This window comes from Kitasatospora sp. NPDC101157 (assembly GCF_044768255.1).
Lineage (GTDB): Bacteria > Actinomycetota > Actinomycetes > Streptomycetales > Streptomycetaceae > Kitasatospora.
The window spans coordinates 1-23,789 of record NZ_JBIWPL010000038.1 but is presented as its reverse complement, the minus strand read 5'-3'; the positions used below and the strand labels follow the sequence as shown (position 1 = coordinate 23,789).

Sequence of the window (23,789 nt, the reverse complement as noted above, 5' to 3'; positions counted from 1 at the left end):
GGCACCGGAGGGACGGATCACTTCGTGGAGCCTGCCGCGAAGCCGCCGTAGATGAAGCGCTGCAGGGCGAGGAACACGATCAGGGTCGGCAGGATGACCAGGATGGTTCCGGCCGAGATGGTCTCCCAGTGCGCGCCGAACGGCCCCTTGAAGCGGAACAGCGAGGTGGAGATGGTGCCCAGGTCGGCCGAGGGCATGTACAGGAAGGGGATGTAGAAGTCGTTGTAGACCGCGATGCCTTTGATGATCACCACGGTGGCGATGGCTGGTCTGAGCATCGGCAGGATGATCCGCCGGTAGATGGTGAAGGAGTTGGCGCCGTCGAGCCTGGCCGCCTCGTCGAGCGAGAGCGGGATGGAGCGGATGAACTGGAGGAAGATGTAGATCGACACGATGTCGGTGCCCAGGTAGAGCATGATCGGCGCCCAACGGGTGTTGAACGCCCCGAGGTCGTTGACGATCTGGAAGGTGGCGACCTGGGTGGTCACGCTCGGGACGAGCGTGGCGATCAGGAAGAGGGCCATCACCAGCTTCTTGAGCCGGAACTCGAAGCGGTCGATGGCGTAGGCGGTCATCGAACCGATCAGCACGGTGCCGGCGGTGGAGACCACCAGGATGATCGTGGTGTTGACGAAGCCCTGCAGCATCTTGCCCTGCTGGAAGGCGGTTGCGTAGTTGTGGAGGTTGAGCCAGTCGCCCGGCGGGGTGAGCGGGCCTGTGGTCAGTGCCTCGTTGCTGCTCTTGAGCGAGGTGAACAGCACCACGGTGAGCGGTATCAGCACGATCGCGCCGGCGAGTCCCAGGGAGGTGTACTTGCCGACCGTGGCGGCGAACGCCCGAGGGGTCGGGGCGAACCGGCGGGCGGCCGGGGTGGCGGGAATGGTCACGACAGTTCAACCCTCTCCTCCGGCACCAGGCGGCGCTGGATCCAGGTGACGAGCAGGATCAGGGCCAGCAGCACGACGGCGCAGGCGGAGGCGAGGCCGACCTTGTCGAACTTGAAGGCCAGCTTGACGGTCTGGATGACGAAGGTCTCGCTGCCGTTGGAGCCGCCGGTCATGACGTACGGGATCTCGAACACGGCCAGCGAGCCGGAGACCGCGAGGATCGCGCTGAGGCTGATGATCGGTTTGATGCTGGGGGCGATGATGTGGCGGAACTGCTGCCACCGGCTCGCACCGTCGAGTGCCGCGGCCTCGTAGAGGTGGGGCGGGATGGACTGGATCGCGCCGAGGAACAGCACCATGTTCAGGCCCGTGTACCGCCAGACCGACACCCCCGCCAGTGACTTGTTGACGAGGTCCGGATCCCCCAGCCACAGGTGCTGTCCACCGACGCCCAGCAGGCGCAGCACGGTGTCCAGCGTGCCGCCGGGCTGGAAGAAGTAGAGGAACACGAAACCGATCGCGACGCCGTTGATCAGGTACGGAAAGAACAGGATGCCCTTGAAGAGGTTCCTGAAGCGGGTGTCGAAGCTGAGCACGGTGGCGAAGTAGAGCGCGAGCGCGATCTGGACGAAGGAGGCCAGTAGGTACACGCCGCTGACCAGGAAGACCTTGAACAGTTCCGGACGCGTGAACAGCGCCGTGTAGTTGTCCACCCCGACGTTGTTCCGCTCGGGGCTGATGCCGTCCCAGTCGGTGACGCTGTAGCCGAGCATGTCGAGGATCGGCAGGTACGTGAAGGTCACCAGAAGCGCCAGTGGGACCAGCAGGTAGAGCCAGGGTGTGAACCACCAGTGGGTTCGGCCGGCCCTTCGGCGCCGGACCGGCGCAGCCGGTACGGCCCGGTCGCCGGAGGGCGGCGTCACGCTCGCGCTCCGGTCCTTCTGCAGTGCAGTCATCTTCCTGTCCTTCGTTGAGCCCGACACCCGGGAGCCCGCCTCCCCCTCCCCCCGCCCGTCCGGAAGGCGGGGCCGTTCCCTTCCTCGCGCCGCCGAGCGGCCGGGACACGGGGGTCGGGGCCGTGGGCGCGGTGCGGCCGGGAGGTCAGGGCAGTGCGCCCGGCCGCACCGCAGTCCTTCGGCGCCGTCAGCCGGCCACGGTCTTCTGTGCCTCGGACCACTTCTTGTTCAGGTCCGCGAAGTAGCCGTTCTGGTCTCCGGCGCCGGCGCCGCGGGCGATGTCGACGAGCTTCTGCCGGTAGTCGGGGGCGTCGAGGTCGATCTCCGCGGCCTTGTCGATCTTCTTGACGGCGGCGGACTTCTCCTGCTTCTGGCCGATCATGGTGACGCCCTTGTCGGCGAAGGGCTTGAGCGCGGTCGGCATCGGAGAGCCCTTGACCGAGGAGATGCCCTGTTCGGCCTGGGCGCTGCCGGACTTGTTGATGAACCAGTCCAGCCAGGCCCGGGCCGCCTCCTGGTTCTTGGAGTGCTTGTTGATGCCGTACTTGTAGTCCGGCTGGAGGACCGTGCAGAGCTTGCCCTCCGCGGTCGCGGAGGGGAACGGCATGTAGCCGATGTCGTCGGGGTTCTTCCCGGCGGCCTTCGCGGCGTCCTGCATCTGGGCGATGGACCAGGAGCCGAGGTACATGGTGGCCGCCTGTCCGGTGCCCAGAAGCGTCTTGGAGTTCTCCCAGTTGGTGGTCGTGGGGTCGGGCTCGGTCAGCTTCTCGTGGACGACGGAGTACAGCAGGCTGTCGATCGTGTGGATGTCGTTGCCGCTGGTCCACGGGGCCGCGGTGGAGGCCATCGAGTCCTTGGCGCCCTCGTTGCAGCTCGGCGAGCCGATCGCGTCGGTCCACTGCTTCAGCGGCCAGCCGTCGTGGTAGTTGGTGTAGTACGGGATCGCCTGGGTCTTGGACTTGACGGCCTTCAGGTCCTCGATGAACTCCTGCGGGGTCCTCGGCCACTCGGTGATGCCGGCCTGCTGCCAGAGCGCCTTGTTGTAGACGAAGCCCGTGACGGTGCCGTAGTTGGCGATGCCGTACACCTTGCCGCCGACGGTGCCGTAGTCAATCCAGTCGTACAGCTTCGACAGGTCTCCGGCCTCACCCAACGGGGCGAAGAAGTTGGGGAGTTGGGCGATCGAGAGGTCGGACGGGATCGGCAGCACGTCACCGTAGTTCTCGGTGTTCATGCGGATCTTGACTTCGCCCTCGTAGTCGGTCATGCCCTCGAACTTGACCTTGACGTTCGGGTAGGTCTTGTTGAACTCGGCGGCATACCCGGCGAGGACCCCCTTGTTCAGCTGGTCGGTCCGGTTGGTCAGGACCGTGATGGAACCCGACACCTTGGCCGGATCGGAGTTGACGGTCGCCGCGGAGGACGCGGTCCCGCCGCCGCCACTGCTACAGGCAGTGAGCAAAATCATGGAAGCGGCCGTGCCGGCCATCCACCCTCTGCGCATCTTCGCTCATCCTTCGCGCTGATCGTCATGAACGCCGGGAAGCGGCCTCCCGGTCGTTGGCTGCTTAACGTAGACGTCATATCGGGGCCATGTCCATAGACCGATCAACATTGAAATGCAGGCAGTTTTTTACGATCTCCGTCCGATTTGCTAAACGTTTGCCTAACCTGATGACGAAAAGGCCTCGGCCTGTCGACTCCATGGACAACGTTGTCCAACGCAGCGAGAATCACCGGGACCGCCCCGGGGCGACATGCCCGAAGCAGGTCGGCACTCCCCCCGTCCTATCAGCGGAGAAGTCACGATGAGTTACGAAAAGGCCCTCGCGGTCGACGGCCGCCCCACCTCCGCGCGTGCCCTTCTGGCGGCACTGGACATCGGCGGAACGAAGATCGCGGGAGGTCTGGTCGACGCGGACGGGACCCTCCTCCACCAAATCCGGCAGCCCACCCCCCGGGAGAACGCCCGCACGGTGCTGGCTGCGGTAGAACACGTGCTGGACGGCCTCGCCCGGCACCCTCTGTGGGGAGGCGTGCGGGCTGTCGGAGTCGGCAGCGCCGGCCCGGTGGACATCGAGGACGGTACCGTCAGCCCGGTCAACATCCCCGCCTGGCGGGCGTTTCCGCTACGGACTGCGGTCGCCGGCCACCCCGCCGTCAACGGCCTGCCGGTGGTACTCGGAGGCGACGCGGTGGCGATGGCCGCGGCGGAGCACTGGCTCGGCGCCGCACGCCCGTACCGCAACGCCCTGTGCCTGGTGGTCTCCACCGGAATCGGCGCGGGCCTGATCATCGACGGGAGACTCCACACCGGGCCCACCGGGAACGCCGGCCACCTCGGTCACATCAGCATCGACTATGCCGGCCGGCCCTGTCCCTGCGGCTCACGCGGCTGCGTCGAGGGGCTCGCCAGCGGAACCGCCATCGCCCGGACCGCAGCCGAGAACGGTTGGCGGGCCCCCGATGGCGACAGCTCCGCCGCAGCGGTCGCGGCCGCCGCTTGTTCGGGCGACCCGCTCGCCCTGCACGCCTACGACCGGGCCGCCCACGCCCTCGCCGCCGGGATCGCCGCCGTCGCCACCCTGGTGGAGATCGAAGCCGCGATCATCGGAGGCGGCGTCGCCGCCTCCGGCGACCTGCTCCTCCAGCCGTTGCGCCGCCACCTGGCCGACTACGCCACCCTGCCCTTCACGGCCCGAACCGCTGTCCTCCCCGCCGCCCTGGGCACCGGCGCCGGCCTGGTCGGCGCGGCAGCCCTCGCGCGCCCGGCACTGCCCGTTCACTGACCCCGTCCAGCCCACTGTCGAGGCAATCCGGGCCGGTGCGGATCCGCCGGCCCGGTGCCCCGTTTCCCGAGGTGTCACGTCCGTGTCCGAGCAGACCTTCCTCCGCTTCCCCGACGGGTTCCGATGGGGCGCCGCCACCTCCGCCTACCAGATCGAGGGCGCCGTCTCCGAGGACGGCCGGACATCCTCCATCTGGGACGTGTTCAGCCACAGACCGGGCACGACCGTCGACGGCACCACCGGCGACACCGCCTGCGACCACTACCACCGCCACGGGCAGGACGTCGCCCTGATGGCCGATCTCGGCCTCCAGGCCTACCGCTTCTCGCTCTCCTGGGCCCGGCTGCAGCCCGACGGCAGCGGCCGAGCCAACCCGAAGGCGCTCGACTTCTACCGCCGGCTACTCGACGAGCTGCACGAGAACGGCATCCAGCCCGTCGCCACGCTCTACCACTGGGACCTCCCACAAGCGCTGGAGGACCGCGGCGGCTGGCGCGCCCGGGACACCGCCTGGCGCTTCACCGACTACGCCCAGCTGGTCGGTGAACACCTCGGCGACCTGGTGGACACGTTCATCACCGTCAACGAACCCTGGTGCGCCGCCTTCCTCGGGTACGCCAGCGGCCTGCACGCCCCAGGAGCGCAGGACCCGCCGGGCGCGCTGCGCGCCGCCCACCACCTGCTCCTGGGCCACGGGCTGGCAGCGAGGGCACTACGGGTGCAGGGGCGGCACCGGGAAATCGGCCTGGCGCCCAACTTCTACCCCGTACAGGCGGTGAGCGACGACCCGACCGATCAGGACGCGGCCCGGCGGATCGACCTGCTGATGAACCGGCTCCTCCTCGAACCGGTGGTCACCGGCGCCTACCCGGCCGACGTCCTGGCGCACATCGAACCGATCGCCGGCCTCGGCCACCTCCGTGAGGGCGACGAGGCCGTGATCGGCACCCCGATCGACTTTCTCGGTGTCAACTACTACAGCTCCCACACCGTCGGCGCAGGCCCTGTTGATCACCGGCCATCGCCCTGGGTCGGAGCCGAGGACGTCGTGTTCCACCCGACCGGACTCCGCACCACCGCCATGGGCTGGGACGTCGATCCCGACGGCCTGCGTCGGCAACTGGAGCGAATCGCGTCCGCCCGCCCCGACCTGCCCATCTGGATCACCGAGAACGGCGCGGCATACGCCGACATCCCCGACGACAACGGCCGGGTACACGATCCCGACCGGATCGAGTTCCTGCGCGACCACCTCACGGCCCTGCACGAAGCGATCCAGTCGGGGGTGGACGTCCGCGGCTACCTGCTCTGGTCGCTGATGGACAACTTCGAGTGGTCCGAGGGGCACACCAAGCGTTTCGGCCTCGTCCACGTCGACTTCGCCACCCAGCGGCGCACGCCCAAGTCCAGCGCGCACTGGTACGGCGAGGTCATCAGAAGCAACGGCTTGAAGCGATGATCGCCTTCTGCGGCTATGGAAGACGCACAGGTCACAGGCCGATCTCCGGGGCCGTTGGTCGCACGGTGATCGCCTCTCGGGCGCAGGCCGGGAAGAGCAGGAGCCGCTCGCTCCTTCGAAGCGATCACCATGCGCTGGTCACCGAATCCCGGCGAAGACCGAGGTCGCGTGGCCTGCGCTGCGGCTGCCGCGACGACCACTGCCACCGGGTCGGCACCGCCTGCCCCGCCGGGAGCCGGGTCGCGGCCGGCCCTCACGTGGCAGCGCCAGGCCTCGGTGGTGGTGCTGTCCGGGGCGGGGCCGGTCTCCGCTCGGCGGCCGGTACGTCGGGGCGGGCCCGGACCTCGGCGGCCCCACGATTCCGCCACCCAGACCGTGACCGCCTGCCCGCAGTGCGGGAGGGCGGGCTACGGCCGGCGGGTGCGGGGCTCGTTGTACTGCGGGTCGGTGACGGGTTCGGCCCAGATCGTCTCGGGGCTGCCGTCGGCGGTTGCCTCCCACATGGCGATGTGCTCCATGAAGCGGTCGGGGGCGGCTCCGTGCCAATGCTCCTCGCCGGGCGGGCAGGCGACGGTCTCGCCCGGGTGGGCCTCGAAGATCCGGCCGTCGCGGGTGCCCACGTACGCGATCCCGGAGAGGACGTGCAGAGTCTGGCCCACCTCGTGGACGTGCCAGTGGGTGCGGGCGCCAGGCGCGAAGCGCACCAGGTTGGCCCGCAGGCGGGAGGGTTCCTGCCCGGCTGCGATGACGTCCCACCAGACGTCGCCGGTGAACCAGTCCGCGGGGGCTTTGCTGGTGGGCTGGGGCTGGACGAATTCCATGACGGTCCTTCTCGTGTCTGGGGGCGAAGGGGCTACCGGGCGGTGTACCCGCCGTCGACGGGCAGGGCGACGCCGGTGACATAGCTCGAGCCGGCGCTGCACAGCCACAGCACGGCCTGAGCGATCTCCTCGGCGGTGCCCAGCCGCTCGATGGCCTGGCCGGTCTCGGCCTGGTCGCGGTCCAGTTCGCCGCCTTCGACCATGGCGTCGACCATGGGGGTGGCGATGGTGCCGGGGCAGACGGCGTTGACGCGCACACCGCGGGGCCCGTATTCGAGGGCGGCGCTCTTGGTCAGGCCGAGCACTCCGTGCTTGGTGGCGTGGTACGCGGCGCGGCCGGGGTTGCCGACCAGGCCGCCCAGCGAGGAGCAGTTGACGATCGCGCCGCTGCCCTGTTCCCGCATGTGGCGCAGTTCGTGCTTCATGCTCGCCCAGATACCGCGCAGGTTGACGGCCGTGACCCGGTCGAATTGCTCGGCGCCCTCATCGGCGGCGTCGGTGGGCGGGGGCATGATCCCGGCGTTGTTGTAGGCCGCATCGAGGCGGCCGAACGTGGCGACGGTGCGGTCGACCGCGGCGGCGACCTGCTGCTCGTCGGTGACGTCACAGACGAGGGCGAGGACCTGGTGGCCGGCGTCGGTGAGCTCCTTCGCCACCCGGTCGACGGCGCTCTCGTCGATGTCGGCGAGGCCGACGGCGGCGCCCGCCTCGGCGAAGGCACGGGCGGTGGCCAGACCCATGCCGGAGGAGGCACCGGTGACGAAGGCGACCTGGCCGGTGAAGTCGTACACGGGGTTCATCAGGGAGTGCTCGCAGCGGGTTCGGGGGCGGTCTGGATGGTGATCTCTTGGGCGCGGGCGATCGTGTCGGGATCGGCGTCGAGGCTCCCGAGGATCAGGAGGTCCGGGGATGGGGCGGGGCCGTCCCTGTAGAAGAGGGCCAGGTTGCCCCAGGGCGCGTAATAGGCGATGTCGCCCGCCCTCGCCGCGGCGGGCGCGGGCGTGCCGGAAGTGGTGACCTCGCGCGGCGGGTAGCCGATGCGCTCGGTGCCGTGGAAGTCCTCCAGCTCCACGGTCAGCGGGAGCATGGCAGCCAGGTCGCGGGCGGCGGGGCTGTCGTGCAGCACCGCTGCGACGGGCGTGCCGTCGAGGGTGACGCGGATGTTGATCGGGGTGCTCCTGTCGGCGGTGGCCGGGCGTCCTGCCGTCCGGCCGTCGGTGGCGCCGCAGTGGCCGGGCCGGCGGTCGGCCAGCTGTTGGTGCAGGCGGCCGTGGCAGCAGTACGGCCGGGGCGGGGTGGAGCAGCGAGGTGCGCGGGGTGAGGGCGGTCATGGGCGGACCGGCGCGGTCAGGGCTTGAGCAGGGCCTTGATCGCGCGACGCTCGTCCATCGCCTTGTAGCCCTCTGCAACGTCGGCGAGGGGCAGGGTGAGGGCGAAGACCTTGCCGGGGTCGATGCGGCCGGACAGGACGCGCTCGATCAGGTCGGGCAGGTAGCGGCGCACGGGGGCGGGGCCGCCGCGCAGGCCGACGTGGGAGAAGAACAGCTCCTGGCCGTCGACGGCGACCCCGTGGGGGACGCCGACGAAGCCGACGCTGCCGCCGGGCCGGGCAGAGTGCAGGGCCTGCTGCACCGCCTGGGCGGTGCCGACGCACTCCAGCACGCTGTCCGCGCCGATCCCGCCGGTCAGTTCCTTGACCCGGGCGATACCCTCTTCGCCGCGCTCGGTGACGATGTCGGTCGCACCGAACTCCAGGGCGAGCTTCTGCCGCTGCTCGTGGCGGGACATGGCGATGATCCGCTCCGCGCCCATCTCCTTCGCGGCGATCACGGCGCACAAGCCGACCGCGCCGTCCCCGACCACCACTGCGGTCGACCCGGGTCGGACCTCGGCGGCGTCGGCAGCCCACCATCCGGTGCCCATCACGTCCGAGTTCGCCAGCAGGCCCGGCCACAGCTCCTCGTCGGGCACCTCGTCGGTGGCGACCAGGGTGCCGGCGGCGTTGGGGATGCGCACGTACTCGGCCTGGCAGGTGGACATGAACTCCCGGTGCAGGCAGTTCGACTGGAAGCCGTGCGAGCAGTTCGGGCAGGTGTTGTCGGAGGTTGCGAACGAGCCCACCACGAACTGGCCGGACCGTAGGCCGGTGACCTCGGAGCCGACCTCCTCGACGAAGCCGACGTACTCGTGGCCCATCGGGTGCGGGTCGCCGATCGGCTCCGCCCCCCGGTAGGGCCACAGGTCCGAGCCGCACACACACGTCACCGCCGTTCGGATGATCGCGTCGGTGGGCTTGAGGATCTTCGGGTCTTCCACGGTCTCGAAGCGGACGTCGCCAGGGGCGTGGATCACTGCACCGCGCATCAGAGTGCTTCCTTCGGTTCCGGGGCGGACGGCCTGCCGTGTCGGTCGCCGCCAAGTGCGGGTCGGGCGCCCCCGCATGCCTTCCGAAGGCCGGGCCGGGGAGCGCCACGCTTTCCAGACAACCTCCTGTCGTCCACGGCAGCGAGTCACCGATGAGGGGTGTACCGGCCGTACACCCCTCCGGGTTCAGCGGGGCCGTAGGGTCGAAGGCGTGGACAACACTCAGGAGGTCCGCGAGTTCCTCACCTCGCGACGCGCGAAGATCACCCCGGAACGGGCGGGCATGCCGGCCGGACCCCGCCGCCGGGTGCCGGGCCTGCGCCGCAGCGAGGTCGCCGCCCTGGCCGACGTGAGCGTGGAGTACTACGCCAAGCTGGAGCGCGGCAACCTCGCCGGCGCCTCACCCTCCGTCCTGGAAGCTCTCGCCCGGGCCCTGCAGCTCGACGACGCCGAACGAGCCCACCTGCTGCACCTGGCCCAGGCCGCCGACGGCACCGACGCGCTCGCCCGCCCCCGCCGTCGCACCAGTCGCCAGTGGACGCCGCACCGCAGCCTGCAGTGGATGCTCGACGCCGTCACCGGCGGCCCCGCCTTCGTCCGCAACGGCCGCATGGACCTGGTCGCTGCCAACCAACTCGCCCGCGCCTTCTATGCCGACGTGTACGAAACCTCCGGCAACCTGAACAACCTCGCCCGCTACCAGTTCCTCGACGCCGCCTCCCGTCGCTTCTACCCCGACTGGGACCAGGCCGCCGACATCACCGTCGCCATCCTGCGCACCGAGGCAGGTCGCGACCCCCACGACAAGGGCCTCCACGACCTCGTCGGCGAACTCTCCACCCGCAGCGACGACTTCCGCACCCGGTGGGGTGCCCACAACGTCCGCCACCACGGCACCGGAACCAAACGCTTCCACCACCACGCCGTCGGCGACCTCACCCTCGCCTACGAAGGCATGGACATGGCCGCTGCACCCGGTCTCACCCTCACCATCTACGCCGCCGAACCCGGCTCTCCCAGCGAACAGGGTCTGCGCCTGCTCGCCAGCTGGGCCGCCACCCGCGAAACCGCGGCGGGCTGCCGGCCGCGCCCTGCACACCCTCCGCAACGCTGACCTCACCGACGCCGTCCTCGCCGAGACCGCCACCGAACTCGCCGCCGTGGAGAACGCCGAACTCGGCAACCTCACCGACCGCGCCCGCCAGGCCGTCCTCCTCAGCCGCGAAGGCGCCTCCCCAGTCCAGGTCGCCGCCGCCGACCACCTCCTCGAACAGGATCCCTTCGGCCCGGCAGCCCTGTTCACCGAAATCGACCCCACCGCCGCAACTGTCGCCGCGGCCCACTGGCTCGCCGCCGCAGCCGAGGTCGCCTCCGAAGCCTCCGGCCACTCCCCCGCCGCCGTACTCGTCGAAGCCGACAACATCGAAGCCCTCCCCCACGAGACACCCACCCTCGTCCTCCAGCTCATCGAAGCTGGCGCCTCCCCCTACGACATGGTCACCCGCCTGCTCGGCCACGCCCTCCACGTCGCCGACGGCCTCCTCCCTGACCCCGCCGGCCTGCGCGAACAACTCGACGACATCGACGACACCCTCGCCCAGCACACCGACCCCGAGGACACCGGCCTGCGCCTGACCCCGCTCGACCCCAGGCGCCCCGCCCGGGACCTCGTCGAAGACCTCGTCACCGGCATCCGCGCCTGCTGGCTCCTCCACACCGAATACGACGACCTCGACGACGAGGACGACGACACCAGCGCCGAGGACTGGAGCGACGAACAGGCCGAACAGCACCAGCAGCGCAGCCGCGCACGCTTCGCCCAGCTCGTCCGCGAGACCGCCGCACACCGCGACCCGCTCATCTGCCCTGCCCGCCCGGGGCTCCCACTGATCAAGGGAGACCCGCAGGTCATAGCCGGATTGTCCAGCCGGTGGTCGCGCGGTGGTCGCCACGCGAGCACACACTGGAGGCGAGGACTCCTCGCGCACGACCCTTCGAGGCGATCGCCATGCGCAGCTCACCCACCCCATCCAGCGGCCGGGGCCGCGGACGCGTCTACCGGCGCTGCGGCGGTGGTGCACTTGCAGGACAGGGTCCCACCTGGTTTCCCAGGTGGGACCCTGTCCTGTTGCGGTCGGGGCTATCGCCTGCTGCGGAGCGACTTCACCAGGTAGGCGCCCCAAGCGAGCGTGGCGCCCGCCAACAGGCCGCCGCCCGCCGTGCGCAGCACCGATCCGAACGCGGAGTCCTTGGACACCAGGCCGAGCAGTACGAACACGGCGGCGACGAGCAGCAGGAAGCCGAGCGTCGCCAGGGCGGCCTTCCCGTATCGGTTCACAGGTACCTCAATCCTCCCAAACGGCCCAACGGGCGATATGGGGATGCTAGTGACTTGGCAGCGTCCGGGCTTCACCAGCCCCAGGCGCCGCGGTGGGCACCGCCGCCACGGAAGAAGCGGAAGCCGCGGAAGAAGGCGCCACCGCCGAAGCCCGCCGTGACGGAGCCGACGATGGTCGCCCGGGCGTAGCCGCCGTAACTGCGGGGCCCGCTGTAGCCGTAGCGGTAGCCGACTGCGCCGCCGACTGCGCCGCCGAGATAGGCACAGCCGGCCGCGCCTGCACCGCCGGTGAGGATGGTGCAGCCGCCGGCGACGGTGATGCCGACGCCCCAGGTGATGATGGTCTGCTTGTTCTCGTTCCAGGTCTTGCGCGCGAAGGACTTGGCCCGGTTCCAGCCGCAGCTGAAGCAGATGTTGCCGTCGAGGTCGTATCGGTTGAGCGGATCGCCGTAGACGTAGTCGTAGGCGTTGGCGTTGCCGCCGTAGACGGGATCGACGGACAGGAAGCGGCCGGTGGCCCCGTTGTAGAGGCGCACGCCCATCAGGACCAGGCCGCCGCCGGGGGTGTCGGCGGAGCGCAGCTTGGCACCGGTCCAGCCGTAGCGGACGGCGCCCTGGCCGGCGCGGGGCTGGCCGTACTCGTCGTAGTCCAGGACGGTCGGCGCGAGCGCGGTGTCCAGTGGGAGCTGGAGCGTCACGTCGCCGTGCAAGTTGGCCAGTTGCAGGGTGACCGCGGTACCGGAGGTGGTGGCGATCAGGTCACCGGTCGGACCGGTCACGTTGCGCGAGGCGGTGCCGTCCACGGCGATCCAGCGCGGGCTGTCCCCGTCCGAGCCGTAGTGGTTCGTCCGGCCGCCCGAAATCGCCCAAGCGGCACCCGAGTTGGTCTCGGTAGTCCAGCCGCGCAGGCGCTGCGCCGAGTCCAGGGTCCAGGTGTAGCGGCTGGCACCGGTGGTCTGCTGCTGCACCAGATCGGTGTTGTAGTAGCCGATCGTGCTGCCCGGCAGGGCTGTGGTGCGGCCGAACGCGTCGTAGGCGTAGCCCGGGTTCACCAGGCGGTCGGCGCTGTCGTAGCTGTTGGTCTGGGTGGTGGCCCCATTCGTCGAGCACTCCTGGCCGCGCGGCGCGGTGGCGGTGGCCAGGCTGGTGCGGTTGGTGTTGTTGTCGAAGCCGTATGTGCGGGTGGTGCAGACGGCGTCGGTGGAGGTGTCGCGGACCTGGGTCAGGCGTCCGGCGCGGTCGTAGTCGTACGTCTGGGCCGCGGTCACGCCGGGGGTGCCAGTGTGGGTGGCCCACTGGCCGTGGACGGTCTCGGTGATGGCGTCGTTGACCAGCACGGCACCGTCGCTGTTGCGGGTGTGGGTGCGGGTGACGGCGGTGCCGGTCGGGTCAATCCGGTCGGTGCTGGTGTAGCCGCCGGGCAGGCCCTGGGTGATCACCTTGCCGTCCGCGTTGTAGCGGGCGGTGAAGGTACCGGCCGCCGAGTCGGTCACAGAGGTGGCGAGCCCGCGCGGTTCAGCCGCGGTGTCGTAGCCGTAGGTGGTGGTGGACGGCGAGCTGTCGGTGATCTTGGTGGGCCGGTCGAGCGCGTCGTACTCGGTGGTGGTGGTGGCGCCGTCGGCGTCGGTGTAGGTGATCAGGCGGCCGAGGATGTCGTACGCCTTGGTGATGGTTCCGCCGGTGGCGGAGGTCTGCTTGACGACCTTGCCGGTGGCCGGGTCGTAGGTGACGGTGGTGGCCGGGGCGGCCGGGCCGACGCCGCCGCTGACCGTGGTGGTGACGGGGCGGCCTGCCGCGTCGGTGGTGATCACGGTGGTGCGGGTGGTGCCGCCCGCCGTCTCGTCGGTCTGCGTGGTCTGACCGAACAGGCCGTACTGGACGGTTTTGACGGGCAGTTGCGCCGGGTTGGCGCCGCCGCCGGTGATCGGGCCGGCCGGGCCGGTCTGGCAGACCAGGTCGGCCCACTCCGGGCGTCCGGCGCAGGGTCCGGTGCCGGTGGCGGTCCAGTAGCTGGTGGTCCTGGTGCCGGCGTCGGTGCCGTTCGAGGCGGGCAGGGACTGGGAGGTGACCCGCCCCTGGGTGTCGTAGCCGGTGGTGGTGGTCAGGTTGAGGCCGCCGGCGTCCTGGACCTTCTTGGTCGCGACGCCGAGGGCCCAGTCGTAGACGCTCTTGTCGGTGCGGGTCTCGGCGAGGACGTCCGGCCAGCCGCGCAGGGCGCCGCCGGTGACGGTCGTGGTGACCTGGTCCTTGACCTTGGCGGTGCCGTCCGTGGGCCGGCCCTCGTCGTAGGTCTTGACGGTGCGGGTGCGGGCGGTCACCTGGGTGCCGGCCTTCGCCACGGTGGTGGTGCCGCTGGTGGCGTCGGCGGCCAGGGTGACGCGGTGCAGCGGGCCCGAGGTCTCGGTCTCGCGCTGGCCGTCCTCGCTGTACACGTTGGTGGTGGACAGCAGCTTGGCGCGCTCGCCGGAGGGGAGCGTGTCGATGCCGAGGTCGGCGAGCTGGGCCTTGGCCTCGTCGGTGGTGCCCAGGGCGAGTTCGCGGTTGGCGGCGGTCAGGGTGCGGACCGCGTTGCCCCACTTGTCGTACTCGGTGGTGCCGATCCGGTGGCCGGGCGCGACGCTGTTGACCTGGCGGCCGGAGGCGTTCAGATAGTGGATCGTCGCGCGGGTGTAGTCACCGGCGTTCAGCTCCGCGCCGTTGCTGGACGTGGGGATCTGGTCGGCCGGGAAGACCGCCGTGGCGTCGGTCGGCAGGTCCGTCTGTCCCCAGGTCGCACCGGCCGTAGCCGAGAGGTCCTCCGGGGCCTTGCTGCCCGTGGCCGGGACACCGTAGACGATGACGGTGGCGGCGGTGCCGTTCACGGTGCTGGTGGTTCCGGGGGCGAGGGTGTCGTGCCGGACCTTGGTGAGCATGCCGTCGCCGGCGGCGGCGCTGCTCGGCACGTTGCGGTAGTCCATGCAGGTGCTGGCCTGGCCGCCCTGCTGGATGCAGGACAGCATGCCGTCCTGGCCGGGCCCGCTGTAGTACGAGTACGTGGTCTTGGACGCCTGGTCCAGGCGCGGGTCCCACTCCTGCCGCAGTGCGCCGGTGCTGTCATAGCGGTAGGTGGCGACGTCGGTGGCGGTGGAGTTGGCGGCGCCGGGGGCGGTGGCCCACAGCTTGAGGGTGCTGACCTGGCCGGCGTAGTCGCCGAACTGGTTGGCGTTGTCGGTGCCGGTGGCGGTCGTGGCGGTGGCGTAGACGAACTGCAGGACGCGGCAGCCCTTGGTCGTCACGTCCGCCGTACAGGCCGAGGCGGTGGCCGCGGAGGTCGGGGCGATCACGTACTTGGGCCGGGCCAGGGTCTTCCCGCCGACCACGGTCTTCTCCGAGACCACCGTGGTGGTGCTGTTCGCCAGGCCGTCCAGCAGGCTGGAGGTGACCGTCCAGGTCGCGGCGGCCGGGTCGACCTTGGCGAAGGCGGTGACGGCGCCCTCGGTGTCGGAGAGGGTGAAGTCCCCACCCGCGAGGGAGCCCTTGAGGGTCAGCTCCTCGCTGCCCGGCTCGGGCACCCAGCCGTCGCCGGTCTTGTTGGCGGTGAAGGAGACCGTGCCGCCCTCGGTGGTGACCACGTCGAGCGAGGTCGCCGAGGTCTTGCGGATCTCGGTGTACGAAGACGTGGAGACCTCCGAGGAGACACCGGAGGTCCAGTTCGGGCCGAAGACCGGCGCCTGGCCGTCCTTGTTCGCGGCGGCCTTCGGGTCGCGCGAGGAGCTGGTGCGACCGACCGTCATGCCGAACACCGAGACGTCCGTGGCGGAGACGGTCAGGTCACCAGTGAGCAGGTTCAGCTCGCCCAGCCCCACCTTCTGGGTGGCCGCGCCGCCCGCCTTGCGGTCCACCACGACCTTGATCGGCTCGGAGGAGACCGCCGCGCTGTTCGGACCGGTGAAGTCCGCGCGGACCTGCACGGTGCCGTCCGGGTTGACGGTGCTGGTCGCGTTCCAGGTCAGCGCCGGGCTCTTCCCCCCGGTCAGCGCGACCGGCCAGGAACCCAGCGCGGTGCCGCCGTTGGCGACGTCGCCGGCCGGGACCGGCGTCCAGGCGTCGGCGTCCGAGCGGCGCCAGGAGAAGGCGACCTTGTCGTACTTGGCACCGTCCGCCTCCGCGACCAGCGGGACGCGGGCGGCGGTGCGGGTACCGTCGTTGGGCGCGGTCACGCCGCCGGCCCCGACCTGGAAGGTGTACGAGACGGCCTCGGACTTGTTCTCCGCCCGGTCGACCGCCCGTATCTGCAGGGTGTTGGTGCCCGCCTTGGCCGGAGTGACGGTCAGGCTGACCGGTGCGGTGGTGCCACCGGTGGCGACCTTGGTCCAGTTCGCGCCGTCGAGTGTCCACTCCAGGGCGCTCTGGTCACCGGCCGGCGGGGTCACCGTGAAGACACCGCTCTGCCCGGGGCCCTTCACCCACTGGCCGGAGGGGTAGTCGGTCGAACTCACCGCGCTCGGCGCGGAGGGCGCCGAAGTGTCAACGGTGAAGTACGCCCACGGCGACCAGGTGTTGTTGTAGTGCGTGCCGTCGTACGGCGAGGTGCGGAACCGGTAGGTCTTCCCGTTGACCAGCAGACCGGCCGGGACCTTCACCGACGCGGGGGAGCCGCTCGGCACGTACGGCGAGACCAGGACGTTGCCGACCTGCGCATTGGTGGCGTCGTCGAAGATCTGGAAGGTGCCGTCGACCTTGTCGTTGTTCGGGTCGACGAAGGTGTCACGCAGCGTCGGGGTGGTCGAGTTGACCCACCACATACCTGCCGCGTCCTTGTAGAACGGCGAACCGGCCTGCTGGTCGGTGCCGGTACGCGGACGGTAGTTGTAGGTCACCGTCAGCTTCGGCACGTTGCTCGCCGCGTTAGCCGAGTTGAACTGCTTCCAGTACTTGGTGTTCACCTCGTCCGGAGCGCGCAGGCCCATGCTGGACAGGCTGTTCTTCGCCGAGGTCCAGGTCTGCACGAGGTTGGTGACGTCCGCGTTGACCCACCCGTCACCGCCGCACGCGTCCCGGCCCTTGGTCTCGGTCGAGGTCGCCTTCTTGCTGTTCCAGGCCGGTTGCGCCGTCCAGCGCGAGGCGGTGGACGGGCGGCCGGTGTCCCAGACCTCCCAGGCGTACGGCTGGCAGTCGCTGTTGCCGGCGTGGAAGTTCCACAACGACAGCTGCGCGTTCATCACCAGCGCATCCGCGATCGGCGCGGTGTCCCAGGTGATGAAGGAACGGGCCTCACGCGAGCTGCCATCAGCGTTCTTGGTGCCCGGGTTGCCCAGGTCCAGCTCCGTGTCGGCCGACCAGTCGACCGTCTCGCCCTTCTGCACGTAGGTGTCGAAGACGTTGCCCAGGCCGGTGGTCGACGGGTCGACCGTCACCGGGTACTTCGTCCTCGGATCGGCCAGAAAGGCCGCGTCCGGGGTGAACACCAGGTCGATCTCGTCGCCGCGCTGCACGACCTTCAGGTCGACCCTGGCCTTGTGGCTGCGGGCCCCGGCGATGTCATCGACGGTGGAGTCCCACATCACCGGCGCGGGCAGCATCGCGCGCTGCTCCCCGGAGGCGGCATCGGTGAACACCACACTGCCGTCCGGCCGCGCCTCGGCCTTCAGGCCCTTGGCCTTGAGCGGCATGGTGTACGAGTAACCGGCCGCGCTGGGGCGTTGCTTGAGGACGGTGTACTGCTCGAAGCCGGTCCGGGTGGCCTCCACCACGAGGTCGGCGGCGCCGTCGCTGATCGCGTCCCGGTAGACCGCCTTGGTGCCGTCGATCTCCGGCTTCGGCAGGCCGCCCTTCCACTGCAGCTCGACCCGCTGGTCCCCCCGACCGAGGGTGACCAGCGTGCGGTCCTCGCCCTTGCCGGACTGCGACTCGGCGAACGAACGCGCGCGGGTCCCGCCGGAGCCGGCCAGCTTCAGGCCGTTGGGGTGTGCCTTGGGTGCCACCGAGCCATCGGCGGCCGCCTGAAGGGAGAGGTCCACGTCCACCCACTCGGTGGCTGCGGGGTTCTTGCCGTCCGCGGTCGTGCGCGCCTTCTCGCCGTCGCGGCGGAACCGAATCGGGCCCGCACTCAGTTCGGTGGTGAGCGAGCCGTCCTTGTTCACCCAGGTGGTGGAGGTCTCGGTGCGCTCGGAGAGCGCCTCGACCCGCCGACCCGAGAGCCGGGCCGCGACCCGGGCCGAGGGGATGTCAGCGGCCGTGGTGGCGACGGGCTTGGCCGCGCTGCCACCTCTCCCGTCCGGTGTCGGGGACGCCGCGAAGGCGGTCTCTGAGCCCGCCAGGAGGGAGACCGCCACCGCCAGGGCGAGTGAGCCGCTCACCACCCTGATCGGTATGTGCCTGTGCATTGATGACTCCTTGTCAACGAGCTGCCACGTCAACAGCTCGCACGCGGATCGTAAGGACCGACAAGGCGGACAATGACGACACATCAAAACAATGAGGGGTCAAGGTAGTGCAATGGAGAGGTAATCTTGATCGATCTGTGATTCGTGCCGGACGGCTTGATCGAACGCCGGATCTCGCGGGGCTTCCGTTCGCGCAGCTCGCTCGCCGCATCCTCATGGAAATCAGGGGGAAGGTCTCAACCCTGATCGAGTGGAGCTGGGCAGGACCTGGCTACCCTGTCGGGCCGTCGTCCCGGAACAGGTCGTGAAAGCCCTCAGCGGCACCATCACCCCCGTATCGCCGGGTGCAGGTCCACAACGTCGCAGCTGGCGGAGTAAACCTTGTCCAGGTCGCTACCTGGGTCCGCGCCGTCGCCTTTGCCTTCAGATGGCGCCGCCGATGTGGATCCCGCAATTACTTCGGGGCGGGTGGAACGACCCCGAAAGAACCCACGCAGGACTCAATGAGCCATAAGGTGGTCGTTCCACGGCCTGCATGACGAATCGTCGCTGTGTCAGCCGGTAAGGGCGACGGGGCCGTCCCAGGCATCGCGGTCGACGGCAAGAGTGGCGCCGCCGTACGTTTCCTTCTGGTTGACCTGGTACTGGTGACCCCTCCGGTGGCCGCTCCACAGGCCGGGACTGAAGGGGAAGCTGGAGGTGGTGTCCGCGGCGCCGTCGTACTTGGCGTACCAGACGGCGTCCGGCAGATCAGGGGTTGCCTGCTCAGCGGCTTTCGCGAGCGCGGCCGCGCTGGAGGAGGCGTAGCCGTACAAGCCGGACTTGTATCCGGCCTGGTGGAGCGAGCGGGTGAAACCCTGGACGTAGGCGAGGACAGCCTGATTGCACGTCGCGTCGCTCGCATCGTACGCCTCAACATCCAGGTACAGCGTGCTGCCGGGCTGCATGCCCAGAGCGGTCGCCTTGGCCACCGCGTCCTTGCCGTCTGAGGCTCCCTGCGGGGCGGCGTTCGAGGCATCGATGCGGTACGGGCTGGCACCGAGCTGGCATGGCGCCTGCGCGCCCACGTACAAGGGGATCAGCCGCCACCCGGACGCCGTCACGGACTTTACCCAGCCTGCGGTCAGCTGCGGCTGGGCGCATCCGCGGTTCCGACCCCCGATGTACACAGCTGCGGCCCCGTAGGGTGAACTTCCGCGCCAGACATCCATGGTGGCCTGCGGCGGGGCGGTGCAAGTGTCGAACGCCAGGCCGGTGAACACGGCGGAAGTGGATGAGGGCGCTTGCACCGGAGCCGGGGTCGGCGAAGCGCCGGCGGAGGAGGCCGGGGAGGCACTCGCGCGGGCCGAGGCCGAGGGGCTCGCGTTCCCCGAGGCCGAAGGGCTGGCGCTCACTGATGTTGAAGGGCTGGTGCTCGCCGAGACCGTCGCGCTCGTGCTCGCCGAGGCCGACGCCGTCGAGGTCACGTCCTGAGTGGGCGCCGGTGCACCGACCGCGTCCATGGCGGAGGAGGAATCGGTCGCGGACGTGCTCCGCGACGCCGGGGCCGCGGTACCGCTACCGCCTGCAGTAGTCGCCAAGGTGACGGCGACACAGCCTGCGATCGCCAACCCTGCGGCCGAGAGCATGGCACCGCGCCGTTTCGACATCCGGATCATCGGCACGGGACATCTCTCCAAGTCAGTGTGCAGCGTTCGGCATTCATCGCCACGCAAGTCAGTAATACCTATCATTCCGGTAAAGCGTCGGCCAAGCCGGTGTTGCATCCGCAGGCCGGAGACGATCCTGGGAGGACAAGTGGCAGGTCGGCCGCGTAGGCGCAGGCGCCCGACAGCCAGGCGATCTGGTGTTGGCCAGCGACTGCTGCGGCCGCGATGACGAACAAGGACGCCTCCTGGTACCCGTCCGCTCGGGTCCGCTGGGCCACACGGCCCGCCTCTTCCGTACCGCCCTGGGCGAGCGCACTGCGGTCGCCTTCACCTCCGAGCAATGGCTCGTCGCCGTGCTCGGCCCTGCTCAGCCCTGGATCGCCCTGGCCGAGCCTGCGCTACGCGCTCTCACCGAGCCGCTGGGCGTCGCCGTGCTCACGGTCGACCCGCAGCTGGCCGCCCCCGCGCCGAAGCCGCTGCCACTGCCGCTCCCGCAGGCGGAGCGGCTCCCCCGGGCCACTGGGCCCCGCCCCGCCGTGCCCGTCTCGGCGCGACCGGGCACCGCGCGCGTCGCCTGACGGCGCGCCCCTCCCCAAGTCCCCTCCGGGCGGCGCCTGTCCCTTGCCCTTGCCGCCGCCCGGGGGTTCCCCCTGCCCACCCGCCTTCCGCCCGCCCTCACGCGGGCGCCGTCGCACAGCGAGGAGCGGCACATGAGTGCCGAGAACGCCGCCGGTCTGCTGGTCGCCACCGCCCTGGTCGGCTACCTGATCGTGGCCCTGATCCACCCGGAGAAGTTCTGATGTCCGCGACCACGCCGGTCAGACCCGGCACCGACGGGCCGGCCGCCCGGCGCCCGGCACCGCCGCCCCGCGCCGGGTCGGCGCCGGGATGCTCGAACCGAGGCAGCTGTGGCTCGCCCTGCCCGAGGCGCTGCGCAAGCTCAACCCCGTGACCCGGCGGGCTCAGTTCCTGCCAGTAGTACGTCCCGACCGTGCCGCGCAAGGGCGAAGTCCTCGGCCTTCGCTGGGACGACGTCCACCTGCCCGAGCGCACCCTGTTCGTCCGCGCGACACTCTCCGCCATCGACAACAACCAGCTCCTGCTCACCGCTCCGAAGACCACGGGCAGCCGCGCGTGGGTCGCTCTTTTCTCACCGTGAACACCTACGCCGGCTACAAGGCCTACGTGGATAGGGACCTGGTCCCCGCGTTCGGGCGTTGCCGTCTGCTGGACCTGCGGCCGAAGCAGATCGAGGACTGGATGGCCGCGCAGCGCAGAGCCGGTCGGGGCCGGGTCACGCTCTACCGGGTCGTCTCGACGCTGCGCAACGCGCTGAACCACGCGGTGCGGTCGTGGCGGCTGAAGTTCAACCCGGCCGAGCACTGCGTGCCCACCAAGCCCCGCGCAGACGAGCGGATTTGCTGGACACCGAAGGAGGCCGCGGCGTTCCTGCGGCACAACGCGGAGCAGTACGCGGACCAGCTGGCCGACCTGTTCGAGGTCCTGCTCGGCACCGGCATGCGCCGGGGTGAGGTCCTGGCCCTGCACTGGTCGGACGTCCACCTCATGGACCGCAAGCTGTTCGTCCGGTGGACCCTGTCCGCCGTGGACAACGGCGACCTCCACTTCAACCAGCCCAAGACCGAGGCCAGCCGCGCCTGGATCAGCCTCTCCCCCAGAGTCATGACCGCCCTCCACCGCCAGGCCGCCCTCCAGATGGCCGCCCACCCCGACGGCCGGCTGGAGGGCCTGGTCTTCGCCCACGCGGACGGATCGCCCCTGCGGCCCCAGTGGGTCCTCGACCAGCTCCGCAAACGCACCGCCGAACTCTGCCTGCCCCGGATCGGGCTGCACGACCTGCGACACACCGCGGCCAGCATCATGATCGCCGAAGGCATCCCCATCGCCATCGTCTCCAAGACCCTGCGCCACGCCACCCTGGCGACCACCATCAACTTCTACGGCCACCTCTTCAAGGACTCCGCCGACCAGGCCGTCAACGCCCTCGCCCGAGCACTCGACCAAGCCCAGACAGACCGGCTCCGAGCCATTCCCCGCGGCGACGATGACCTGCCGCTCGCCGCATAGCGGCAACTGCCGCCGGAACGCCTGTCAGGGCTGCCTGGGGCTCGCGTCAGTGACTGGGGGCTCGTCTTCCCCAAGGTCCGCGCGGAGATTGTGGAGGAGGTCGTGAACTGCCCAGTCCGGGAGGGTCATGGCCGGTGGGACCGGGAGCCTGGCTTAGCGCCGGAGGGACCCCTCCTCGAAAACGGCTTCGGTGATCCAGGCGGAGGTGTCGTCGGCGAGGAGGTCGGGGTGGGTGGCCGCCGTGTCGGCCAGGTGCTCGGTGTCGGGGAAGGCGAACGAGACCGCGGCGGGCAGGCCGCCGTTGTTCGCCGCGCGGGCGACGGCGCGGCCGACCGCGGTCTGGGGATCCCTTGCCGCCGCTGGGCGTTCCTCCTGTCGCGTGCGGGGGTTTGACCGCCTGGCGGACGACGGTTCCGAGCGCGCCCGTTTCGGCGGCCTGGTCGTCACCGACCGGCGGCGCCTGAAGCGCCTGATGGAACGAGGCGACCCCGCTATTCATTTATCCCGGTACCTACGTCACCCGCGTCCACGACCACGCGAAGGCCCTCTGCCAGCAGCGACGCGACACCGCCGACCGCGACCGATCCGCCCTCGACGCCTGCCGCCCGCTCCAGTGCCGCAACGTCGCCCTCACCACCGACAACACCGACGCCTGGACACAGGAGATCCAGCGCATCGACGAGCGGCTCTCCGCCCGGCCGCCGCTGCCCCCGCTGCCGGAGTACCAGCTGCGTGAGCGACGCGACAAGCTCGTCCGCTTCCTCGCTCGCCACCACCCGGAGTCGCTGTGAGCCGCAGAGTGGCCCTCCCCAGCGAAGAGCAGGTACGCCAAGCCCTGGCTGAGCTCACCGCCGAGACCGCCAGGGCGGGACGACGGCCCACCGTCCTCGGCCTCGCCCGCAGCCTCGGTTTGGCCAACGCCGACTTCTGGAGGCAGTTCCCCGACATCGCCGAGGAAGTACGGGACCACGCTCGGTCCCCCACCCCGTCGGAGGCGATACCCCGCACGGCGACCGCTACGCCGGCCAGCGCAGGAAGAACGCCGAGCTCCGGCCAACAACACCGCGCTGTCCGACCACCTGGCGTCGGCAGTGGCGAACATCCAGCGGCTGCCCCTGGAGAACCACCAGCTCCGCCAAGAGCTCGAAGCCGCGGCAAAGGCCACCCGCCTCTTCGCCCGGACTTTCCCCGCATGACCGATCGACAGGCCAGTGATGGTGCCAGGCGTTGCCCCAGACGCGTGTCGACGCCAAAGGAAGTCGCACTTAAGACGGCCCGACATGGAATCTAAGATTTTCCCTTGCTCGCACTTGTTATCTTACTTTAGAGTTGACGCATCATCAGGAAGCGAGCCTAGGGAGAGGCCGATCCATGACCACCGTGATCGAGCAGGACGAGACCGAATCCCCGCAGTTCTCCACCTGGCAGGAGCTCGATGAAGCCGTACGCAAGAACGGCGGTGTCCTTCGTGTCGCCATGTGGGCACTGCGTGACATCAGCGGCTACCAGCGGCTGAAGGTTCGAGTCCTGGAGTACATCCAGAGCGAGCTTGCGAACGTCGGACTCGCCCAACTGCCCCCGGAGCTGCCCGGCGATCAGAACAGGTACGTCGTCCTCTACAAGGCCGGCTCCCATGCCGCGGCGGTCATCGATGCCGTCCGCACCGGCACGAGCACCGAGGCAGCCGAGGCGGCCCTGCGACGCCTGAACACGTCCGACGCAGCGCACACCGGGAGCAAGGACAAGGCGAAGCTTGCCGAGCTGGCCGACAGGGTCGACGAGCTGGAGGACCTGCTGGAGGGGTTCCGCTCTGTCCTCGCCGACACCCGGTGAGTCCCGTCAGACGCTTCTGAACGAAGTCGTGGGGGGCGCCCCACCCCCGGGGGTGGGGGGCGCCCCGTTGTGGGGGCACAAAAACAACACCCCAAAACCACCCCGGCCCCCCCCGGCCCGCCCCCCCCGGGGGGGGGACCCCCCGGGCGCAAACTTGCCGGTGCCGGCCGCCGCCCTGTCACAGCCCGGGTACGGGCCGGTGTCGTAGTCGTACACCGGGACCCCCGGGGCCGCGCCCGC

At 70.2% G+C, this 23,789-nt stretch carries 22 protein-coding genes; 10 read left to right on the top strand and 12 right to left on the bottom strand.

Annotation, left to right across the window (positions count from 1 at the left end; all coding sequences use genetic code 11):
• Positions 1-17 precede the first annotated feature (17 nt).
• The 3 genes from ACIRVF_RS39820 to ACIRVF_RS39810 all read right to left on the bottom strand — a co-directional run bounded on the left by ACIRVF_RS39820 (position 18) and on the right by ACIRVF_RS39810 (position 3,347).
• Positions 18-887, bottom strand: a complete 870-nt coding sequence (locus ACIRVF_RS39820) for a carbohydrate ABC transporter permease (protein ID WP_402829385.1) — start codon at positions 885-887, stop codon at positions 18-20.
• Positions 884-1,843, bottom strand: a complete 960-nt coding sequence (locus ACIRVF_RS39815) for a carbohydrate ABC transporter permease (RefSeq protein WP_402829383.1) — start codon at positions 1,841-1,843, stop codon at positions 884-886. Before ACIRVF_RS39815 ends, ACIRVF_RS39820 begins: the two co-directional genes overlap by 4 nt.
• Positions 1,844-2,030: 187 nt before the next feature.
• The gene (locus ACIRVF_RS39810) at positions 2,031-3,347 is read right to left on the bottom strand and encodes an extracellular solute-binding protein (RefSeq protein WP_402829381.1); all 1,317 of its coding nucleotides are present in this window, start codon (positions 3,345-3,347) and stop codon (positions 2,031-2,033) included.
• Positions 3,348-3,651: 304 nt separating this feature from the next.
• Here ACIRVF_RS39810 and ACIRVF_RS39805 point away from each other — a divergent pair, with 304 nt between their 5' ends.
• The gene (locus ACIRVF_RS39805; protein ID WP_402829379.1) at positions 3,652-4,632 is read left to right on the top strand and encodes an ROK family protein; all 981 of its coding nucleotides are present in this window, start codon (positions 3,652-3,654) and stop codon (positions 4,630-4,632) included.
• Between the two features lie 82 nt (positions 4,633-4,714).
• A complete protein-coding gene (locus tag ACIRVF_RS39800; protein ID WP_402829377.1) occupies positions 4,715-6,091 on the top strand; it encodes a GH1 family beta-glucosidase in 1,377 nt (458 codons plus the stop codon).
• A 407-nt stretch (positions 6,092-6,498) separates the two neighbouring features.
• Here the strand turns inward: ACIRVF_RS39800 and ACIRVF_RS39795 are convergent, their stop codons facing one another.
• From ACIRVF_RS39795 to ACIRVF_RS39780, 4 genes are all read right to left on the bottom strand, one after another.
• Positions 6,499-6,912 (bottom strand): cupin domain-containing protein, encoded by a 414-nt coding sequence (locus ACIRVF_RS39795; protein WP_402829375.1) that lies wholly within the window; start codon positions 6,910-6,912, stop codon positions 6,499-6,501.
• Between the two features lie 32 nt (positions 6,913-6,944).
• A complete protein-coding gene (locus ACIRVF_RS39790) occupies positions 6,945-7,712 on the bottom strand; it encodes an SDR family NAD(P)-dependent oxidoreductase (RefSeq protein ID WP_402829373.1) in 768 nt (255 codons plus the stop codon).
• Complete coding sequence (locus ACIRVF_RS39785; protein WP_402829371.1) at positions 7,712-8,038, bottom strand: cyclophilin-like fold protein; 327 nt, start codon at positions 8,036-8,038, stop codon at positions 7,712-7,714. Before ACIRVF_RS39785 ends, ACIRVF_RS39790 begins: the two co-directional genes overlap by 1 nt.
• Before the next feature lie 221 nt (positions 8,039-8,259).
• Complete coding sequence (locus tag ACIRVF_RS39780) at positions 8,260-9,276, bottom strand: zinc-dependent alcohol dehydrogenase family protein (protein ID WP_402829370.1); 1,017 nt, start codon at positions 9,274-9,276, stop codon at positions 8,260-8,262.
• A 211-nt stretch (positions 9,277-9,487) separates the two neighbouring features.
• Between ACIRVF_RS39780 and ACIRVF_RS39775 the strand changes: the two genes are divergently transcribed.
• Both ACIRVF_RS39775 and ACIRVF_RS39770 read left to right on the top strand, forming a co-directional pair.
• Complete coding sequence (locus ACIRVF_RS39775) at positions 9,488-10,390, top strand: helix-turn-helix transcriptional regulator (protein ID WP_402829368.1); 903 nt, start codon at positions 9,488-9,490, stop codon at positions 10,388-10,390.
• 46 nt (positions 10,391-10,436) lie between these two features.
• Positions 10,437-11,450: a hypothetical protein gene (locus ACIRVF_RS39770; protein WP_402829366.1), complete on the top strand. Its 1,014-nt coding sequence runs from the start codon at positions 10,437-10,439 to the stop codon at positions 11,448-11,450.
• Here the strand turns inward: ACIRVF_RS39770 and ACIRVF_RS39765 are convergent.
• The 3 genes from ACIRVF_RS39765 to ACIRVF_RS39755 form a co-directional block, all read right to left on the bottom strand.
• Positions 11,417-11,614: a hypothetical protein gene (locus ACIRVF_RS39765; RefSeq protein ID WP_402829364.1), complete on the bottom strand. Its 198-nt coding sequence runs from the start codon at positions 11,612-11,614 to the stop codon at positions 11,417-11,419. The genes ACIRVF_RS39770 and ACIRVF_RS39765 overlap by 34 nt on opposite strands.
• A gap of 71 nt (positions 11,615-11,685) precedes the next feature.
• The gene (locus ACIRVF_RS39760) at positions 11,686-17,979 is read right to left on the bottom strand and encodes a DNRLRE domain-containing protein (protein WP_402829362.1); all 6,294 of its coding nucleotides are present in this window, start codon (positions 17,977-17,979) and stop codon (positions 11,686-11,688) included.
• A 554-nt stretch (positions 17,980-18,533) separates the two neighbouring features.
• The gene (locus tag ACIRVF_RS39755; RefSeq protein ID WP_402829361.1) at positions 18,534-19,241 is read right to left on the bottom strand and encodes a glycoside hydrolase domain-containing protein; all 708 of its coding nucleotides are present in this window, start codon (positions 19,239-19,241) and stop codon (positions 18,534-18,536) included.
• On the opposite strand from ACIRVF_RS39755, the gene ACIRVF_RS39750 reads away from it, so the two are divergent.
• From ACIRVF_RS39750 to ACIRVF_RS39730, 5 genes are all read left to right on the top strand, one after another.
• Complete coding sequence (locus tag ACIRVF_RS39750; protein WP_402829359.1) at positions 19,234-19,452, top strand: hypothetical protein; 219 nt, start codon at positions 19,234-19,236, stop codon at positions 19,450-19,452. The genes ACIRVF_RS39755 and ACIRVF_RS39750 overlap by 8 nt on opposite strands.
• A 376-nt stretch (positions 19,453-19,828) precedes the next feature.
• A complete protein-coding gene (locus ACIRVF_RS39745) occupies positions 19,829-20,206 on the top strand; it encodes an SAV_915 family protein (protein WP_402829446.1) in 378 nt (125 codons plus the stop codon).
• A gap of 132 nt (positions 20,207-20,338) precedes the next feature.
• Entirely contained in the window at positions 20,339-20,428 is a 90-nt protein-coding gene (kdpF, locus tag ACIRVF_RS39740; RefSeq protein ID WP_402829357.1) for a K(+)-transporting ATPase subunit F, read from the top strand.
• A 191-nt stretch (positions 20,429-20,619) separates the two neighbouring features.
• The gene (locus tag ACIRVF_RS39735; protein ID WP_402829355.1) at positions 20,620-20,787 is read left to right on the top strand and encodes a hypothetical protein; all 168 of its coding nucleotides are present in this window, start codon (positions 20,620-20,622) and stop codon (positions 20,785-20,787) included.
• Entirely contained in the window at positions 20,784-21,716 is a 933-nt protein-coding gene (locus ACIRVF_RS39730) for a tyrosine-type recombinase/integrase (protein ID WP_402829354.1), read from the top strand. The genes ACIRVF_RS39735 and ACIRVF_RS39730 overlap by 4 nt, the downstream gene beginning before the upstream one ends.
• Positions 21,717-21,869: 153 nt before the next feature.
• Here ACIRVF_RS39730 and ACIRVF_RS39725 read toward each other — a convergent pair whose 3' ends face one another.
• On the bottom strand, positions 21,870-22,163 hold the full coding sequence (locus ACIRVF_RS39725; RefSeq protein ID WP_402829352.1) for a hypothetical protein: 294 nt from the start codon (positions 22,161-22,163) through the stop codon (positions 21,870-21,872).
• Positions 22,164-22,207: 44 nt separating this feature from the next.
• Entirely contained in the window at positions 22,208-22,489 is a 282-nt protein-coding gene (locus tag ACIRVF_RS39720) for a hypothetical protein (protein WP_402829350.1), read from the bottom strand.
• Positions 22,490-23,087: 598 nt separating this feature from the next.
• Between ACIRVF_RS39720 and ACIRVF_RS39715 the strand changes: the two genes are divergently transcribed.
• A complete protein-coding gene (locus ACIRVF_RS39715) occupies positions 23,088-23,549 on the top strand; it encodes a hypothetical protein (RefSeq protein WP_279095675.1) in 462 nt (153 codons plus the stop codon).
• Positions 23,550-23,789: the final 240 nt, after the last annotated feature.

Excerpts from the sequence above, each read along its gene's own strand:
- ACIRVF_RS39815 (WP_402829383.1), bottom strand. The coding sequence starts at position 1,843 with ATGACTGCACTGCAGAAGGACCGGAGCGCGAGCGTGACGCCGCCCTCC.
- ACIRVF_RS39810 (WP_402829381.1), bottom strand. The coding sequence starts at position 3,347 with ATGCGCAGAGGGTGGATGGCCGGCACGGCCGCTTCCATGATTTTGCTC.
- ACIRVF_RS39715 (WP_279095675.1), top strand. The coding sequence starts at position 23,088 with ATGACCACCGTGATCGAGCAGGACGAGACCGAATCCCCGCAGTTCTCC.
- kdpF (WP_402829357.1), top strand. The coding sequence starts at position 20,339 with ATGAGTGCCGAGAACGCCGCCGGTCTGCTGGTCGCCACCGCCCTGGTC.
- ACIRVF_RS39760 (WP_402829362.1), bottom strand. The coding sequence starts at position 17,979 with ATGCACAGGCACATACCGATCAGGGTGGTGAGCGGCTCACTCGCCCTG.
- ACIRVF_RS39780 (WP_402829370.1), bottom strand. The coding sequence starts at position 9,276 with ATGCGCGGTGCAGTGATCCACGCCCCTGGCGACGTCCGCTTCGAGACC.
- ACIRVF_RS39805 (WP_402829379.1), top strand. The coding sequence starts at position 3,652 with ATGAGTTACGAAAAGGCCCTCGCGGTCGACGGCCGCCCCACCTCCGCG.
- ACIRVF_RS39790 (WP_402829373.1), bottom strand. The coding sequence starts at position 7,712 with ATGAACCCCGTGTACGACTTCACCGGCCAGGTCGCCTTCGTCACCGGT.
- ACIRVF_RS39795 (WP_402829375.1), bottom strand. The coding sequence starts at position 6,912 with ATGGAATTCGTCCAGCCCCAGCCCACCAGCAAAGCCCCCGCGGACTGG.